Source organism: Bacillus thuringiensis (assembly GCF_001182785.1).
Lineage (GTDB): Bacteria > Bacillota > Bacilli > Bacillales > Bacillaceae_G > Bacillus_A > Bacillus_A thuringiensis_S.
This window is the reverse complement of the sequence record NZ_CP012099.1, coordinates 211,511-228,326: the sequence shown is the minus strand read 5'-3', so window position 1 is coordinate 228,326 and position 16,816 is coordinate 211,511. Positions and strand designations below refer to the sequence as shown.

Here is a 16,816-nt window from a genome sequence, read left to right as displayed (position 1 = left end):
TTCAGAAAAATGTAAATTTTCAAATAAAAAAATCCATTCTAACAGAATTAGAATGGATTTTTTCGCTTATAAATTCGCAACATCTTCTTCTTTTTTACTATTGTTTAAAGCACTATGTTTTCGGCTATATAAGAAGTAAACCGCTATACCAATAACCATCCATATCCCAAAACTAATCCATGCTGTCCCCGATAATTGAAGCATTAAGTATAAACAGAAAATCACTGTTAATGCTGGTAAAAATGGTACAAGCGGAGCCTTAAATGCCCTTGGTAAGTCTGGATGAGTTCTTCTCATTACAATTACCGCAACAGCTACGAGTGCAAATGCTGACAATGTCCCCATGTTTACAAGATGTGCTAAAACATTTAAATCTATTAATCCTGAAATCAGTGCCGCAATAATTCCCGTTGTCCATGTATTTAAAAATGGCGTTTTAAATTTCGGATGAACTTTAGCAAGACGCTTCGGTAATAAACCATCTCGGCTCATCGCATAAGAAACACGAACTTGCCCATACATCATAACTAGCATTACTGTTGTAATCCCTGTAATTGCTCCTACTGAAATTACCCCCGCTAATCCATCTTGTCCAATAAATTGAAGTGCAAAAGCAACTGGATCTGATATATTTAGCTGTCCGTATGGAACAATTCCTGTCAAAATAAGCGAAACAACGATATAAAGAACTGTACAAATTAATAACGATGCAATAATACCAATTGGTAAATCACGTTGCGGACGTTTCACTTCTTCTGCCGCTGTTGAAACTGCATCAAATCCTATAAATGCGAAGAATACTGTGGCCGCTCCAGCCATTACACCATCTAAACCAAATGGCATAAAAGGCGTCCAGTTTTCAGGTTTCACATAATTAAAACCAGCAAAGATAAAAATAAGAACAACTGCTATTTTAATAAATACCATAATGTTATTTACTCGTGCACTTTCACGAACACCCCTAGATAAAAGAACTGTCATCACTAAAATAATTAGAACTGCAGGTAAATCGATTATTCCACCCTTACCTGTACCAGGAGCCGAGGAGAGAATAGTCGGAATATGAATTCCAAACCCCTTTAATAAAGATTGAAAATATGCAGACCAACCGTTTGCTACAGCAGATGTAGCAAGTAAATATTCAAGCATTAAGTCCCAGCCAATTAAAAATGCGAATACTTCCCCCATCGTCGCGTATGTATACGTATACACACTGCCCGAGACAGGAACTGAAGAAGCAAATTCAGCATAACAAAATGCAGCAAAGGCACAAGCTAGCGCGGCAATCGCAAATGATAATATAATAGCTGGCCCAGAATGTTTCGCTGCCACAACACCCGTTAGAACAAAAATACCTGTTCCAACGATTGCACCGATTCCAAGCATAGTTAAATCTAGCGCGCCCAATGTTCTTGCTAACGTTTTTTGCTTACTTTCTTGCATTAACTTTGCAATTGGCTTCTTTTGAAAAATTTGCTTCATCTTTCACTCCTCCAAGTTTTAAATTTTCTGAAAATTTTTAATTCGCTTTTTTATTTTACTCATTACGCTTTTCCCAGTCAATACTTTTGTCGAAACAAGTAGAAATTCTTCTGAATATGCACCATCCTTATCATTCTTTCTATATATCTTTCGACAACTCTTTTTGGTATTATTATACATGTCGATTCCACAAAAAAGCATGCTCCCTTATTGAGAGCATGCCTTTTTTTACTTATTTCACAGTATATGAACCTTGTTCAATCCAGCTATACATATACTTTTCATCTTCTGTTTCATGTGCTTGTTTTACAATACGAAGCGGACGGAATGTGTCTATCATAACAGCTAATTCAAGCGTCTCTTTCTTCCCTATACTTGCCTCTGTTTTCCCCGGATGCGGCCCATGAGGAATCCCGCTCGGATGAAGTGTAATAGAACCTTCTTCCACACCTTTGCGACTCATAAAGTTTCCTTCTACATAATAAAGAACTTCATCACTATTAACATTACTATGATAATATGGTGCCGGAATTGACTCTGGATGATAATCGTATAAACGTGGTACGAAAGAGCAAATAACAAAATTATGCCCTTCAAATGTTTGATGTACTGGCGGTGGTTGATGAATGCGCCCTGTAATTGGTTCAAAATCCTCTACATTAAATACCCACGGATACAAATAGCCATCCCATCCAACAACATCTAACGGGTGGTGTCCTAAAACATGTTTATGCATATATCCTCTTGATTTTGTCATTACGACAAACTCGCCTTTTTCATCATAGGTCTCTAATTTTTCTGGACCACGAAGATCTCTTTCACAAAACGGACTATGCTCTAACAATTGTCCATATTCATTTCGATAACGACGCGGTGTTGTAATTTGGCTATTCGCCTCTACAACAAGAAACTTAGTCTCTCCTTCATCTGGAATAACACGATAAATCGTTCCAATTGGGATCGTTACATAGTCGCCTTTTCTATAGTGAATCGTTCCAAACATCGTTTCAATTTTCCCTGTTCCATAATGAACAAATAACATTTCGTCGCCATCACCATTACGATAGAAATAATCCATTTTTTCTGTTGGGCTCACTACTCCAATTAACAAATCTTCATTTCCAAGTATGAAATTCCGTCCACTTATTGCATCACCACTTTTTTTATTTTCTTTCGTTCGGAAGTGGCGATGAGAAAGAGCAACATCCTCTTCATACTGCAACTGACAAGAATGCGATAATGCAGAATGACCTACTTCTGTTGGCATATAGTGATGATACAAAATAGACTGCGTACCAGAAAATCCTTTTGTTCCCATTACCTGTTCACGATAAAGCGATCCATCTTTTTTACGAAATTGTACATGTCGTTTATGAGGTAGTTCTCCCATGTGACGATAAAACATGCCCATCACCCGCTTCCTTTTCTTTTTTGATCGTATTACGTAGTGTACCTAAACCAGTAATCGACAGCTCTACAACATCTCCATCTTGTAGCCACTCTTCTGTACCAAGTTCTAAAATACATCCTGTTCCTACTGTCCCAGAACCAATCACATCTCCTGGATATAACGTAACGTCCTCTGAAGCACGTTCAATCATTTCAGCAAATGTATAGTAAATATCTTGGAAGTTTCCCTTTGATAATAGTTTTCCGTTTACATGAGCAGTCATTTCTAAATCATATCGATCACCATTACGATAAACATCTAATTCCTCTTTCGTAACAAGATGTGCTCCTAACGAAGTTGCAAAGTCCTTTCCTTTCGCCGGACCGAGACCTACTTTCATTTCTGTTGCTTGTAAGTCTCTCGCACTCCAGTCGTTCATAATACAATAACCAAAAATATATTCCTCTGCTCGCTCACGAGAAATATTTCGCCCTTCTTTTCCTATTACGCAAGCAATCTCCAGCTCATAATCAAGCTTTTTAGACTTTTTCGGACCAATTACAAAATCACCGGAACCAATTACAGCACGATGATTAGTAAAATAAAAAACCGGAATATCATACCATTCAGGCACAACATCTAGTCCTCTTCGTCCACGAGCTGTTTTTACATGTTGTTCAAATGCGTAAAAATCTCGAATACTACTCGGATTAGGAAGAGCAGCTGTCAATTGTACTTCTTCTAAAGCATATATACCCTTATTTGGATTCTTAATATTCCGCACTACTTCTACATACTCATCAGCTTTTTCTAAAAAAGCCATCATAGAAGAAGGGATTTTCCCTTCACTAGCAAGATTCATATCTATTACTTTGTCACCTTCAAGCCATCCAGCCCGTATTTCTTTTGAAGGAAGACGAAATGTAACAAATTTCATCCTGATTCCTCCTTATAAAAATGAAATTTCCACCAGCAAAGGGACTTTTGCTGGTGGATATAAATCTTATAAGTTTCCGCGACGCTCTTGTTCTCTTTCAATTGATTCGAATAACGCTTTAAAGTTTCCTTCACCAAATCCACGAGAACCTTTACGTTGAATGATTTCAATAAATAAAGTCGGGCGATCTACAATTGGTTTCGTAAAGATTTGTAGTAAGTAACCTTCATCATCACGATCTACTAAGATCTTTAATTCTTTTAGCTTATCAATTTCTTCATCGATTTTTCCAACTCGTGCAGTTAACTCATCATAATAAGTATCAGGTGTATCTAAAAACTCCACCCCATTTGCACGAAGCGCTTCAACCGTTTTAACAATATCACTTGTTAATAAAGCAAGATGCTGTACACCAGCTCCATTATAGAATTCTAGATACTCTTGAATTTGTGACTTTCTCTTTCCGTCTGCTGGTTCGTTAATCGGAAACTTAATACGGCTTCCATTCGTCATAACTTTCGACATTAACGCCGAATACTCTGTACTAATATCGTCATCATCAAAATGAATCATTTGTTTAAAGCCCATGACATTCTCGTAATAACTAACCCACTCTTCCATTTTTTCAACATTACCAACTACATGATCGACAGCAATTAAACCAGACTCTTCAAATGGAATATTAAACTCTACCTTTTGGAATCCTGGCATAAATGCCCCTTTATAATTTTTACGCTCTACAAGCGTATGAATTGTATCACCATACGTACCAATAACTGCTTTTTTCAATGTACCGTCCTCATCTGTTAATTCCTCTGGTGGAGCAATTGCGACAGCACCACGTTTCACTGCTTCTGAGTATGCTTTATCAACATCATCAACAAGTAGTGCCACATCCTTCACGCCATCACCATGAGTCTTTACAAACTCTGCAATACGATTTTCACTACTTAAAGCTCCAGACACAACGAAACGCATATTTTTTTGCACAAGAACATAAGATACCTTTTCACGGTTTCCAGTTTCTAATCCAGAGTAAGCCACAATTTTGAATCCGAACGCTCTCGCAAGATAATAACTCGATTGCTTTGCATTCCCTACGTAAAATTCCAAATGATCTACATCACGTACTGGAAAAAAATCCTCCATTTGTGCAGCTAGCGTATCCATAGATTTTTGTTTCATAATATCTTCATCCCCCTGTAAATAGATTAAATGGTCCATACTTAAAACCAACCGAAAACGCTTCCAACATAAATAAATAGAAATTAGTTAGCAAGCTAACAAATTCTGACCTTTAAAATTTTCTATCTTTTCTGTCAAATTCCTCTTTTTTTCTTACATATAAAATTCGACTTTTTTCTCTTTGAAATAAAGCGGGATTTTATTCAGTGGATTTTTGATTATTCGTTGAATCAAATTTCAAACGCAGCGTCTAATTAGCCATAAATGCTGGATAATGAGGTAACTTTAATACTTGAGGGTATATAAGAAGAATATAAAAAAGACTCCAACATATTAACTACTTACTAATACGTTAGAGTCTTTATTTTTTTTGAATGATTGTATTTATATATATCATACTAATACACTTGCAAGGAATAGAATAAATGATGTTAATATTACCGCTCCACCTAAGGATCCTAATAAATCTGTTTTTGTTACTTGAAACACTTGTTCACTGTTCATATCCCTCATTCTCCCTTCTTTTTCTTTTGTTACAAAGTTTCTATTATACTAATACACTTGATAGAAATACGATTAATGCTGTTAATACTACCGCTCCACTTGCTGATCCTACGAAGTCACCTTTTGTTACTTGTAATACTTGCTCTTTCATATCTTTCATTCTCCCTTCTTTTTCTTTTGTTACAAAGTTTCTATTATACTAATACGCTTGATAGAAATACGATTAATGCTGTTAATACTACTGCTCCACTTGCCGATCCTACAAAGTCACCTTTTGTTACTTGTAATACTTGCTCTTTCATATCTTTCATTCTCCCTTCTCTTTCTTTTGTTACAAAGTTTCTATTATACTAATACGCTTGATAGAAATACGATTAATGCTGTTAATACTACCGCTCCACTTGCTGATCCTACGAAGTCACCTTTTGTTACTTGTAATACTTGCTCTTTCATATCTTTCATTCTCCCTTCTTTTTCTTTTGTTACAAAGTTTCTATTATACTAATACGCTTGATAGAAATACGATTAATGCTGTTAATACTACCGCTCCACTTGCTGATCCTACGAAGTCACCTTTTGTTACTTGTAATACTTGCTCTTTCATATCATTTATCCTCCCTTTTCATAAGTTATCTATATGTAATTTCTAAGAAATGTTTATTTCATAGTTTTTATGTTAACGTTACATTAAATTTGATAACGTAACGTTTGTAACATTAATGTAACATAACTATTGTTACGTTGCAATATAATAACGTGAAATTTATTACACTTTTTTTACGTTTTTTTATAATAATCCCCAAAAACCTTTATTTAATGCACTTTTCACTAAGTTCATGTTTGTAACATTCGTGTAATATTACAGTCATAAAGTGAAATATAGTCATACTCCTCTCTATTTTTGTTACAAACAGTTTATTTAGTGACACTAAACCTATCTAATCTTTACTTACTTTTAATATGAGATAAAATACCGTCTTTCCAAGATAAGTTTATATGTTTCCTCTATATAACTATGTATAATAAAAACAAAGAGGTGGTCATTTTGAAATTAATCGCATTAGATATGGATGGTACACTACTATCATCTAATCTTGAAATCTCCAAAGAAAACCTACAAGCAATCCAAACTGCACAAGAAGCTGGTCATATTGTAATGATTTGTTCTGGTCGTGCGAAAGAGGATGCTTTAAAGCTATTGGAAGAATATAAATTATCTCTTCCAGTCGGAGCAAGCAATGGGGCTATTGTTTATGTGGATGGAAAAGTAATTAACTCGCGTTGTATACAAAACGACAAAGTGTACAAACTTGCAAAATTACTAGAATCTGAAAGTTTCCCATATAAGTTATATACAAATAAAGGAGTTTATTCTCCATATACATGGCAAGATCAAGTGATGCAAGCGTTCGAAGAAAATAAGCAGGCGCTTGATGTTACATTAGAGGAACTTGAACGAATTACAGAAAAGCAAAAGAAATCGAACTTAATTACTGATTTCAAAAAAATAGAAGATGTTGTAAATAACCAAGAACTAGAAATATCTAAATTCTTCATTTCAACATTTAATGCAGCGCATCGCGCACAGCTATTAAGCGTGTTACAAGAAGACGCTGATATTATGGTTACAGCATCAGCTCCTACTAACTTAGAAATTATGGATAAGAATGGACATAAAGGAAACGGGCTACAGCAGATGGCAGCTCATTTTAATATTCCTATTGAAGATACAGTTGCTATTGGTGATAATTTTAATGATGTACCAATGTTAGAAGTAGCAGGCTTATCTGTTGCAATGGGCAACGCTGAAGAAGATGTAAAAAAACTATGTGATGTTGTAACATTAACAAACAATGAACATGGTGTTGCTCACGCAATCGAGCAATTTGTATTGAAACAAACTTCATCTAGTAAATAAAAAAAAGGACTCTTTCCATTTGAAAGAGTCCTTTTTTTATACATGATGACAAGAAACAAAATGATCATCACCAACATTACGAAATTCTGGTATTGTTTTTTTACAAACATCTGTTGCAAACGGGCAACGTGTATGAAAACGACAACCCGAAGGTGGATTTGCTGGACTTGGAATATCCCCTTCTAGTATAATTCGCTCTCGCTTCACTGTTGGATCTGGTATTGGAACGGCTGATAACAATGCTTTTGTATACGGATGTAGCGGATTGGTAAATAACTCATCACGCGGCGCCGTCTCCACAATCGTACCTAAATACATAATTCCGATTTTCGTACATAAATGTTCTACTACACTCAAATCATGTGAAATGAATAAATAAGATAATCCCTTTTTCTCCTGTAACTCACTAAATAAATTAATAATTTGTGCTTGGATAGATACATCTAGTGCCGCCACAGGTTCATCAGCTACAATGAATTCTGGATTTAACACCATAGCCCTTGCGATTACGATACGCTGACGTTGTCCACCAGAAAACTCATGGGGATACCGGTCAATATGATAAGGAGCTAAGCCACATAACTCCAATACTTCAATTACCTTTTCACGAACATTTTCTTTCGTCGCTAATCCGTGGGCCAACATCGGCTCTCCAAGCGCTTCTCCAATTCTCATTCTCGGATTTAATGAGCTAAATGGATCTTGAAAAACGAGCTGCATATTAGGGCGATGTTTTCTCAATTCATCCTTCGATAAAGAATGAACATCTTTCCCTTTAAACTTCACTTCCCCCTCCGTTTTTTGAATGAGACGTAAAATTGTTTTTCCTATCGTTGTTTTTCCGCTCCCTGATTCGCCAACGAGACCAAACACTTCGCCTTTATTAATAGTAAAACTTACTCCATCAACTGCTTTTACATGTCCGATCGTTCTACTAAATATGCCACCTTTAATTGGAAAATATGTCTTTAGGTTTTTCACCTCTAATAATGGTTCACTCATTGCTCCGCACGCTCCTCATATAACCAGCAAGCTACTTTATGATTTTCATCATTTATATTTAGATTTGGGGCTTCTTTTTCACATATTTCCATACAATGCTCACAACGCCCACTAAAGTAACAAAACTCACCTAAACCAACTAAATTTGGAACTTGCCCTGGAATAGAATATAGTTTATCTATTCGTTTTCCCATTACTGGTTTTGATTTCAATAATCCTTTCGTATAAGGATGTTTTGGATTTTGGAATATCTCTAATACCGGAGCTTCTTCAATAACTTTCCCGCCATACATAACGACAACGTAATCAGCCATTTCTGCTACGACACCTAAATCATGTGTAATTAATAAGATCGACGTTTTAAATTCTTCTTTCACTTGTCTTAGTAAATCTAATATTTGAGCTTGAATCGTAACATCAAGAGCTGTTGTTGGTTCATCTGCAATTAATAACTTAGGATTACAACTAAGCGCAACAGCAATCATAATACGTTGTAACATCCCGCCGCTCAGTTCATGCGGATAAGAATGGACAATTTCATCAGCACGGGCTATGCCAACTTTACGAATTAACTCAATTGCTTTCTTATACGCTTCATTTTTACTAAGTAATTCATGCTCCCTTAGCGTTTCTACAATTTGCTCACCTACAGTGAAGACGGGATTTAGCGATGTCATCGGTTCTTGGAAAATCATTGCAATATCATTGCCTCGTAAACTACGAAGTTCTTTCTCTTTCATTCCTAAAAGACTTTTTCCTTCATATAAAATATCTCCACCCACTACACTGCCAGATTCAGCAATAAGCCCCATAATAGATAAAGCCGTTACACTCTTCCCGCAACCTGATTCTCCTACTACACAAACCGTTTCACCTTCTCGAACAGCAAAGCTAACATGGTTTACAGCCTTCACTGTCCCTTCCTCCGTTTGAAAGTGTGTTTGTAAGTCTTTTAGCTCTACTACCGCTCTACTCATACCTTCTCACCTACCGTCTCATCTTTGGATCTAACGCATCACGAAGTGCATCACCAAGTAAATTAATTGATACAACTGTTATAAAGATTGCAAAACCAGGCGGAATCCATAACCACGGACGCTTTTGGAAATCAATTAATGAGTTAGCTGCGCTAATCATGTTCCCCCATGATGGTGTAGGTGGGACGACGCCGAGACCTAAGTAGCTTAGCGCGGACTCACTTAAAATAGATCCAGCCACACCCAAAGTTGCTACAACAATAAGTAACGGAAAGACGTTAGGAATTAGATGATGAATGATTTTTCGAGAATCTTTTAATCCTAATACATCTGCCGCTTGCATAAAGGCTTGCTCCCGCAATGTTAAAATTTGTCCTCTCACAAGACGGGCAAGTCCTGGCCATCCTACTAAACTTAAAATAATCATTACAACATATAAACGGTACTCCGATGGTAATTTCCATTCTGATAAAATTGCTCCCATTATAATAAGTAGCGGTAATCCTGGAATGGACATTAAGACATCTGCAACACGCATAATTAAATGATCTACAACTCCTCGATAAAAACCAGCAATGGCTCCTAATAGAGCACCTAGTATAACGGATAGTAGCATCGACGCTAAACCAATTGTTAATGAAATACGCCCTGCTTGCATAAGTCTAGTTAAAATATCCCGTCCCAACTGGTCTGTTCCAAGCCAATGTGACAGGCTGGGTGGTTTATTAATTTGTGTTACTTGTACTTTCCCATCAGCATACGGTGAAAAGATTGGACCGATAAAACTAAATAAAAACATAAATATTAAAACGTATAAGCCACACAGTGCCATCTTATTTTTCTTGATTTTTTTATACGCTTGGCGCCATGGTGATGATTCATTTCTCTTTTTCCGTTCTTTCTTTTTCTCTATTATGGGTGTAATAGTCTCCATATCTTTCCCCCCTTACTTCAATCGAATTCTTGGATCAACAAACGCATATACAATATCAGCTAAGAAATTAGCCATAATTGTTAAACAAGAAAGAAACATTGTAAAGGCCATTAATACCGTATAATCACGGAAGTTTAATGCTTCTAATTGAATACTCCCAATCCCTGGCCAATTAAAAATCTGTTCAATAATAATAGCTCCTGAAAATAAACCCGGTAATTCAAAAGCGAGTAATGTAATTGCTGGCAAAATTGCATTTTTCAATGCATGTTTATAAATAACGGTCCTTTCTTTTAAACCTTTTGCACGAGCAGTACGAATATAATCTTGCCTAATAACATCCAACATGCCGGTTCTAAAATAGCGTGTTAACGATCCTACACCAAGAAGCGTTAAAATAAATACAGGTAGAATCATATGACGTAATACTTCTAATATGTATGCTATCCCTGTTGAGTTACTCCCAATATCAATCATGCCACCAATAGGCAATAACTTTAAATCAACTGCTAATAATTTAATTAAAAATAGTCCGATAAAGAATGATGGAAATGACATTGCTGCAAAGACACCGATTGTTACCAATCTATCAAACCAAGAATGCTGCTTTGTTGCAGAAATAACCCCAATAATAAGAGCAATAATCCAAGTGAAAAATAAAGCTGCAGCAGCAACAATAAATGTATTCCAAATGAATTTATTAAGTAATGAAGTTACCGGTTCTTGGTACTGTAAAGAAAATCCAAAATCACCATGCAAAGCATTCACTAGCCAATGAAAATACCTTTCAATAATCGGTTTATTTAAACCGTACAACTCTCTTAATTCTTGAGCTCTCTCTGGTGTTAATTTTGGATTTGAATCGATATAATCACCCGGTAAGAGTGCAAATAAGAAAAAGATAATAATAGACGTACCAAACAATGTAGGAATCATTTGTAGAAACCTACGAATGATATATGTTTTCACCTTTTGTCTCCCCAATCCTATTTACTTAAAAATAGAAGAACATTTTTTCAAAACAGCTACCATTCCATTGCTGTGTGAAAAAACGTCTTCTATTATTTAGGTCAACCCTTATTGTTCAATAGATAACACTGGTAAATTGGAACTAATGCTATCGTACTTTTCTGGATCAATTCCTTTTATACGTGCATTATGAGCATAAAGTAGTTTACGATAGTTTAATAAAATAACTGGTGGATCATCACTTAACTCTTTATACAGCTCTTTATAAATCGCTTTACGTTTTTCAATATCTGTCGTTCCTATACCTTTTACAATCAAATCATCTACTTTCGGATTATTATAACCCGTATCACTTTTTGGATTAGTTGATAAGTACTCACTTACAACTTCACTTGGATCACTAATTCCTGGTGTTGAAACTGCCGCTAAATCGTAGTCACCTTTTCCTACTTTTGAAAGCATCGTATTAAAGTCCATCAACTCTGGATTTAATTCAACACCAATTTCTTTGTAACTTTCTTTTGCAATCGGAATAAAGATATCATTTGTTTTACCTGTATTTGATGCGTAGTATGTTAATTTTAATTTTTGACCATCTTTTTCACGAACCCCGTCAGAACCTACTTTCCAACCAGCCTCATCCAATAATTTTTTAGCCTTTTCTACGTCGTGCGGATATTTATTAATACCTTCTTCTGTATATGCCCATGAAACTGGAGCAATTGGTACGTTAGCGACAGAGCCATAGCCTTGTAAAGCTGTATCCACATACTTCTTACGGTCTAATCCATAAGTAAGTGCTTGGCGTACCTTTTTATCTTTCAAATACGACTTCTTATTATTTACATAGATATAAGCAATATCACTTGATGATTCAAGATTAATATTTGCAAACTCTAATCCTTTTAATTGGTCTATATTTTCAGGGTTCGCTCTAAACCCACTATAGTCCAGTTCACCTGTTTGGAATAATTGGAATCCAGTATCACCTGATGTAATTTTGTAAATAAAGTTTTTGATTTTTGGTTTACCTGCATAATAATTTTCGTTAGCAACAAAGCGGACTTCTTGACCTGGAACATATTTTTCAAATTTATATGGACCCGCTGCAATTGGTTGCCCATATAATGCTTTTAAATAGTCTAAACTTGTATTTTGTTTATAATCTTTTCCATAATAAGCTTTTGATAGCACTGGGCCACCTAAATTCGTTAGCGCCTGTGAATTAACTTTTTCAGTTGTAATTTTAATTGTCTGTGGATCAACAACTTGGATTCCTTCAATAGAAGTTGCTTTTCCTTCTTTATATTCTTTCCCACCTTTAACAGCATACTGAGCAATATCCAATCCACCTTCATACGCTTTATCATGAAGTAGTGTTAATGTAAATGCTACGTCATCCGCTGTTAAAGGCGACCCGTCACTAAATTTTAAGTTTTTACGTAAGTGGAATGTATATGTTAACTGGTCAGCAGAAATATCCCATTTTTCTGCAAGGTCCGGAACAGGTTTACTTTGTTTGTCTGTTGTTACTAATGACGCAAAAATAACAGACGTTACATTTCCATCCCAACCATTATCTTGGAAATACGGAAGGAAAACTCCCCCTGGCTTAGAAATGGCTGTAATAAAAGTATCTTTTCGTTGATTTGCTTTCTCTGGACTTTTCTTTTTATCTGTAGCTGGAATTGATTCAATCTTAGAGTCTTTTAAATCCTGCTTTTTTACTGGTTCTGTAGAAGCCGTATCCTCCTGTCCCCCACAAGCAGATAACACAAGCGAACTACTCAGTAATACTGAAAATACACCAGCCCATTTTTTTGTTTTTTTCTTCATTGTCCCCACCCTAACTGTTTAATAGTTATACCCTTTGAACTTATAAGCTTATGTATGCCTCCCACAGCACATTTATAGCCAATCGGAAAAGTCGGTTTTAATCATAAAAAAATAGATGTTTTTGAGGGGTAACAATCTTATTCCGACCTTTCCGGTAGACTTTATGGTTATTAGCTTATATCGTTCAGTATATTTTGTCAATTCTTTCTAAATAAATATTTTGAGAATTTTTCCAAAATTATCCCTCTACATTTATACTTTAAGAAAACTCAGCTATAATTCGTATTAAAAACTTAAAAATCTACTTCTATTCCTTCAGCATGAAACATAGAATAATAATAACCAATTACCAAAAAGGGGGCGAAAATATGGACAAACTATTCCAATACGTCCTGCACTACGTATTATTAACAATTATGATAGTCGGGGCGTTATTACTATTCCCGTTCTTCCCAAAGTTCGTCCTCTTTTTAGCTTTTTTTATCATGCTCGGGATCGCTATTATAATTTCAACGAGAGAAGATGCCACACAAAAAGAAAGCAGAGTTCAGCGCGTAAAGCTGTAACTTTGCTCTCTTTTCGTTTTCAATCACTAGTCTCTGTTACACATATTTATCCCGCTATTTGCCGGACAGTAAAACCCCCACTGATTAAAGTTTCACTTTATCTCTCGGGAAATAATTAGTCTTTGTTTTTGTGATTACTCCTATTGAAAAGCCACTAATGACATTTATTTTTCACCTTATCATTTCATATGCTTCACAAGCTATGCAAATTGAGGAACACGGATTTATCTAAGTTACTGTTTCACGTGAAACACATCGCTTCATTTAATCTTTAAAGCAAAATATCATTATGAAAAAGCCACTTCCTCCAGCAAAACTGAAAGGAAGTGGCTTTCTACTCTTTACTCCACAATATTCTCTAACTCACTATATAACTTCGCTCGTAACAACTCTTTCATCGTTTTTTCCTCATATAATTTTTCAAGTCTTTCAACATCAGCTACATGTTCCATTTCACATTCTATTGCATATATATCTTCTTCTACATGCATTAACTCATTTTCAATCTCTTCAAGATTCCTAGCCTTTTTCTCTTTTACTGGAACCATTTCAACACTCTTTCTCCCTTGGCGTTTCTGCTTTATTACTTGCTTCTCAAGCTTTTCTTCCCATTTTTGACGAGCCCATGCATAGTTTCCTGCAAACTCAAATAATTTACATTCATCAATCCAGTACGTCTTTTCAAATAACTTATTTAAAAAATAACGATCATGTGAAACAGCTAGGATTGTTCCATTATATTGCTCAAGGGCTTCCTCTAAAACTTCCCTTGATTCAATATCAAGATGGTTTGTCGGCTCATCTAAAATTAGAAAATTGATGTCTTGATACATAAGTTGCGCAAGTCTTAACCTCATTTTTTCTCCACCGCTCAGTTGCGTTACTTTCTTAAATACTGCTGGACCATAAAATAAAAACTTAGCCAATATATGTCTTGCTTCTCCTTCGGTTACAGCTACATACTCTCTAAACGCTTCCAATACATTACTCTTCAAATTGCCATACGTATGCTGTGATAAATAACCAATTTTGACACTACTACCAATTCGAATTTCACCAACGTCTGGATTTATTTCTTCTAATAGTAGTTTTAATAATGTAGTCTTTCCTGTGCCATTACGACCAACGATAGCCGCACGCTCTTGAAAACGCACATGTAAATTCGCTTGTTCAAATAAAGGTCGGCCAGCAAAACCTTTGCTCACTTCTTTCATTACAACAACATCTTTCCCGCTTCTCTCTTGCCCTTCAAACTGAAGACCCATCTGTTTTCGTTCTAAGATTGGCCTCTTTAATTTCTCTATACGTTCTAACGCACGTTCCATATTTCTCGCTCTTTTATGCAATCCTTCATTCGGAGGGTTCGCTTGATTTGCCCATTCACGTAGACGCTTAATTGCTTCTTTCATTTTCTTTATTTTCTTTTGTTGCTCCTGATAAGCTTGAAACTCTTGAAGTAATCTTTCTTCCTTCTCCTCAACGAACTGAGAATAATTCGTATGGTACACGTGAATCTCTCCATCTTCCAAATCAAAAATTTTCGTTACAACTTCATCAAGGAAATAACGATCATGTGAAATAACCATAACTGTTCCAGTGTATTCTTTTAAAAATTGCTCTAACCATTCAACTGCAAATAAATCTAAATGATTTGTTGGCTCATCTAATAGAAGTAAATCTGGTTTCTGCAATAGCATATATGCAAGGCTTACTTTCGTCTGTTCTCCTCCACTTAATTCCGTAAATACTCTTGAAAATAAGTCTGTCACTTGTAAGCCATTTGCTACCTTCATTATATTTGCTTCTATTTCATAACCACCAAGGAACGCAAACTTTTCTTGAATTACTCCGTATCTCTCCATTAGCTTTTGCAAAGAAGATTGTTCCTGCTCCTCCGCCATATTTTTTTCTAGAGCATGCATTTCTTTTTCTAATTCCTTTTCTACTTTAAAAGCGGAACTCAATACATCATATACAGTCAGGACCTCATCAAACTTCGGAATTTGTGCGACATGACCAATACGTGTACCTTTCTTCATATGGATGGCTCCTGCATCCAAACTCTCCATTCCCGTTAGAAGCCCAAAGATTGTTGTCTTCCCACTACCGTTACGACCAACTAACCCAACACGTTCACCATTCTTTATTTCAAGCGATATATTTTCAAATATGATGTTTCCACCAAAAGATTTCGTTACATTATTTACACTACAAATAGTCATTTTCCGTACTCCTTTCAATATAAAAAACCATGAGAAAGAAACATTCCCCATGGTTTTCGGCATAGAAAAAGGAAGCCAAATAGCTCCCTTTTCACACGTTTATTAAAAATGGGTGAAGAGATTTCTATCGTTCAATAGTCACTATGCAATTGTTAAAAAAGGGCATACGTATCCCGTTAACAACTACATCATGAAAAATCGCACGACAAAAATAGATAAAATCTAAAAATTTGGCACGTGCAGCTAAAGAACGTTTCATCTCATTCACCCCTTTCGTACGGAATTTAATACTTACTTCTTTATTATACTTTCCAATTTCATGTTTGAATAGTCATTTTTCTGAAAATAATGAAGATAGACTAAACATTTCAATAAGTGACATCAAATCTTACAAAACTGTTATGTTCACGTAATGGAAAGCGATAGTACGAAAAGATGCCTCCCTATACAATAAAGATGTAAACAAGAGAGACAAACAAAAGGAGGAAACAAACATGATGAAAGAAATCGTAAAAGCAATCTTTGAGGTATTAGTGAACGGACAAGCAGTTGTAAAAGAACTAAATGAACTATAAAAAGGAGTGAAGAAATATGATGAACATGGTGAAAATGATTTTACACGCTTTAGTCGATGCAAAAGCAGTTAGCCGAGAATTAAACCAACAATAAAAAGGGGTATATGAATATGAAGAAAGCCATTATTATAATTGCAAGCACAGCAATTACTTTATACACAATAAAAAATAGAAAAAAGAAAAATACTGAAAATGTTCTATATTATCCATACACACTATTAGAGAAAAAATAAAAGACAAGGTACCCTATCGTAATGAGGATATCTTGTCTTTTATTTTTTCCATATTGCCTTTAGAGGATTTCCTTCTCCTTTTCCCG

19 protein-coding genes are annotated in these 16,816 nt (G+C 35.5%); 3 read left to right on the top strand and 16 right to left on the bottom strand.

The features are described from left to right. Positions 1 to 66: 66 nt before the first annotated feature. The 9 genes from AC241_RS01330 to AC241_RS01285 form a co-directional block, all read right to left on the bottom strand. On the bottom strand, positions 67 to 1,482 hold the full coding sequence (locus AC241_RS01330; RefSeq protein WP_000809361.1) for a branched-chain amino acid transporter BcaP: 1,416 nt from the start codon (positions 1,480 to 1,482) through the stop codon (positions 67 to 69). A gap of 232 nt (positions 1,483 to 1,714) precedes the next feature. After that, the gene (locus tag AC241_RS01320) at positions 1,715 to 2,887 is read right to left on the bottom strand and encodes a homogentisate 1,2-dioxygenase (RefSeq protein ID WP_014481934.1); all 1,173 of its coding nucleotides are present in this window, start codon (positions 2,885 to 2,887) and stop codon (positions 1,715 to 1,717) included. Continuing rightward, positions 2,853 to 3,809 (bottom strand): fumarylacetoacetate hydrolase family protein, encoded by a 957-nt coding sequence (locus AC241_RS01315; RefSeq protein WP_016083963.1) that lies wholly within the window; start codon positions 3,807 to 3,809, stop codon positions 2,853 to 2,855. The genes AC241_RS01320 and AC241_RS01315 overlap by 35 nt, the downstream gene beginning before the upstream one ends. A 66-nt stretch (positions 3,810 to 3,875) precedes the next feature. Then, the gene (gene hppD / locus AC241_RS01310; protein WP_000810920.1) at positions 3,876 to 4,994 is read right to left on the bottom strand and encodes a 4-hydroxyphenylpyruvate dioxygenase; all 1,119 of its coding nucleotides are present in this window, start codon (positions 4,992 to 4,994) and stop codon (positions 3,876 to 3,878) included. Positions 4,995 to 5,387: 393 nt separating this feature from the next. Beyond that, positions 5,388 to 5,498 (bottom strand): DUF3948 family protein, encoded by a 111-nt coding sequence (locus tag AC241_RS01305; protein ID WP_001083691.1) that lies wholly within the window; start codon positions 5,496 to 5,498, stop codon positions 5,388 to 5,390. Positions 5,499 to 5,541: 43 nt separating this feature from the next. Further along, on the bottom strand, positions 5,542 to 5,658 hold the full coding sequence (locus AC241_RS01300) for a DUF3948 family protein (protein WP_000654250.1): 117 nt from the start codon (positions 5,656 to 5,658) through the stop codon (positions 5,542 to 5,544). Between the two features lie 34 nt (positions 5,659 to 5,692). Further along, positions 5,693 to 5,800, bottom strand: coding sequence for a DUF3948 family protein (locus AC241_RS01295; protein ID WP_000664237.1), 108 nt, complete (start codon positions 5,798 to 5,800; stop codon positions 5,693 to 5,695). Positions 5,801 to 5,843: 43 nt separating this feature from the next. Beyond that, on the bottom strand, positions 5,844 to 5,960 hold the full coding sequence (locus tag AC241_RS01290; protein ID WP_000654250.1) for a DUF3948 family protein: 117 nt from the start codon (positions 5,958 to 5,960) through the stop codon (positions 5,844 to 5,846). A gap of 34 nt (positions 5,961 to 5,994) precedes the next feature. Next, complete coding sequence (locus tag AC241_RS01285) at positions 5,995 to 6,102, bottom strand: DUF3948 family protein (RefSeq protein ID WP_000664237.1); 108 nt, start codon at positions 6,100 to 6,102, stop codon at positions 5,995 to 5,997. Between the two features lie 441 nt (positions 6,103 to 6,543). Between AC241_RS01285 and AC241_RS01280 the strand changes: the two genes are divergently transcribed. Further along, complete coding sequence (locus tag AC241_RS01280; RefSeq protein WP_000766426.1) at positions 6,544 to 7,416, top strand: Cof-type HAD-IIB family hydrolase; 873 nt, start codon at positions 6,544 to 6,546, stop codon at positions 7,414 to 7,416. 36 nt (positions 7,417 to 7,452) lie between these two features. Here AC241_RS01280 and AC241_RS01275 read toward each other — a convergent pair whose 3' ends face one another. The 5 genes from AC241_RS01275 to AC241_RS01255 form a co-directional block, all read right to left on the bottom strand. Then, complete coding sequence (locus AC241_RS01275; protein ID WP_001294490.1) at positions 7,453 to 8,418, bottom strand: ABC transporter ATP-binding protein; 966 nt, start codon at positions 8,416 to 8,418, stop codon at positions 7,453 to 7,455. Then, positions 8,415 to 9,395, bottom strand: a complete 981-nt coding sequence (locus AC241_RS01270) for an ABC transporter ATP-binding protein (RefSeq protein ID WP_029441454.1) — start codon at positions 9,393 to 9,395, stop codon at positions 8,415 to 8,417. Before AC241_RS01270 ends, AC241_RS01275 begins: the two co-directional genes overlap by 4 nt. A gap of 10 nt (positions 9,396 to 9,405) precedes the next feature. Continuing rightward, positions 9,406 to 10,329 (bottom strand): oligopeptide ABC transporter permease, encoded by a 924-nt coding sequence (gene opp4C / locus AC241_RS01265; protein ID WP_000447957.1) that lies wholly within the window; start codon positions 10,327 to 10,329, stop codon positions 9,406 to 9,408. A gap of 12 nt (positions 10,330 to 10,341) precedes the next feature. Beyond that, positions 10,342 to 11,298: an ABC transporter permease gene (locus AC241_RS01260; RefSeq protein ID WP_000860687.1), complete on the bottom strand. Its 957-nt coding sequence runs from the start codon at positions 11,296 to 11,298 to the stop codon at positions 10,342 to 10,344. Between the two features lie 108 nt (positions 11,299 to 11,406). Continuing rightward, positions 11,407 to 13,134: an ABC transporter substrate-binding protein gene (locus tag AC241_RS01255; RefSeq protein WP_000730676.1), complete on the bottom strand. Its 1,728-nt coding sequence runs from the start codon at positions 13,132 to 13,134 to the stop codon at positions 11,407 to 11,409. Between the two features lie 368 nt (positions 13,135 to 13,502). Between AC241_RS01255 and AC241_RS01250 the strand changes: the two genes are divergently transcribed. Next, entirely contained in the window at positions 13,503 to 13,700 is a 198-nt protein-coding gene (locus AC241_RS01250) for a hypothetical protein (protein ID WP_016083966.1), read from the top strand. A 341-nt stretch (positions 13,701 to 14,041) separates the two neighbouring features. Here AC241_RS01250 and abc-f read toward each other — a convergent pair whose 3' ends face one another. Both abc-f and AC241_RS35100 read right to left on the bottom strand, forming a co-directional pair. After that, positions 14,042 to 15,973, bottom strand: a complete 1,932-nt coding sequence (gene abc-f / locus AC241_RS01245) for a ribosomal protection-like ABC-F family protein (protein WP_142286855.1) — start codon at positions 15,971 to 15,973, stop codon at positions 14,042 to 14,044. Between the two features lie 73 nt (positions 15,974 to 16,046). Beyond that, complete coding sequence (locus tag AC241_RS35100) at positions 16,047 to 16,181, bottom strand: RAxF-45 family protein (RefSeq protein ID WP_000830643.1); 135 nt, start codon at positions 16,179 to 16,181, stop codon at positions 16,047 to 16,049. Positions 16,182 to 16,601: 420 nt separating this feature from the next. On the opposite strand from AC241_RS35100, the gene AC241_RS01235 reads away from it, so the two are divergent. Beyond that, the gene (locus AC241_RS01235; RefSeq protein WP_002083998.1) at positions 16,602 to 16,730 is read left to right on the top strand and encodes a hypothetical protein; all 129 of its coding nucleotides are present in this window, start codon (positions 16,602 to 16,604) and stop codon (positions 16,728 to 16,730) included. Positions 16,731 to 16,816 lie beyond the last annotated feature (86 nt).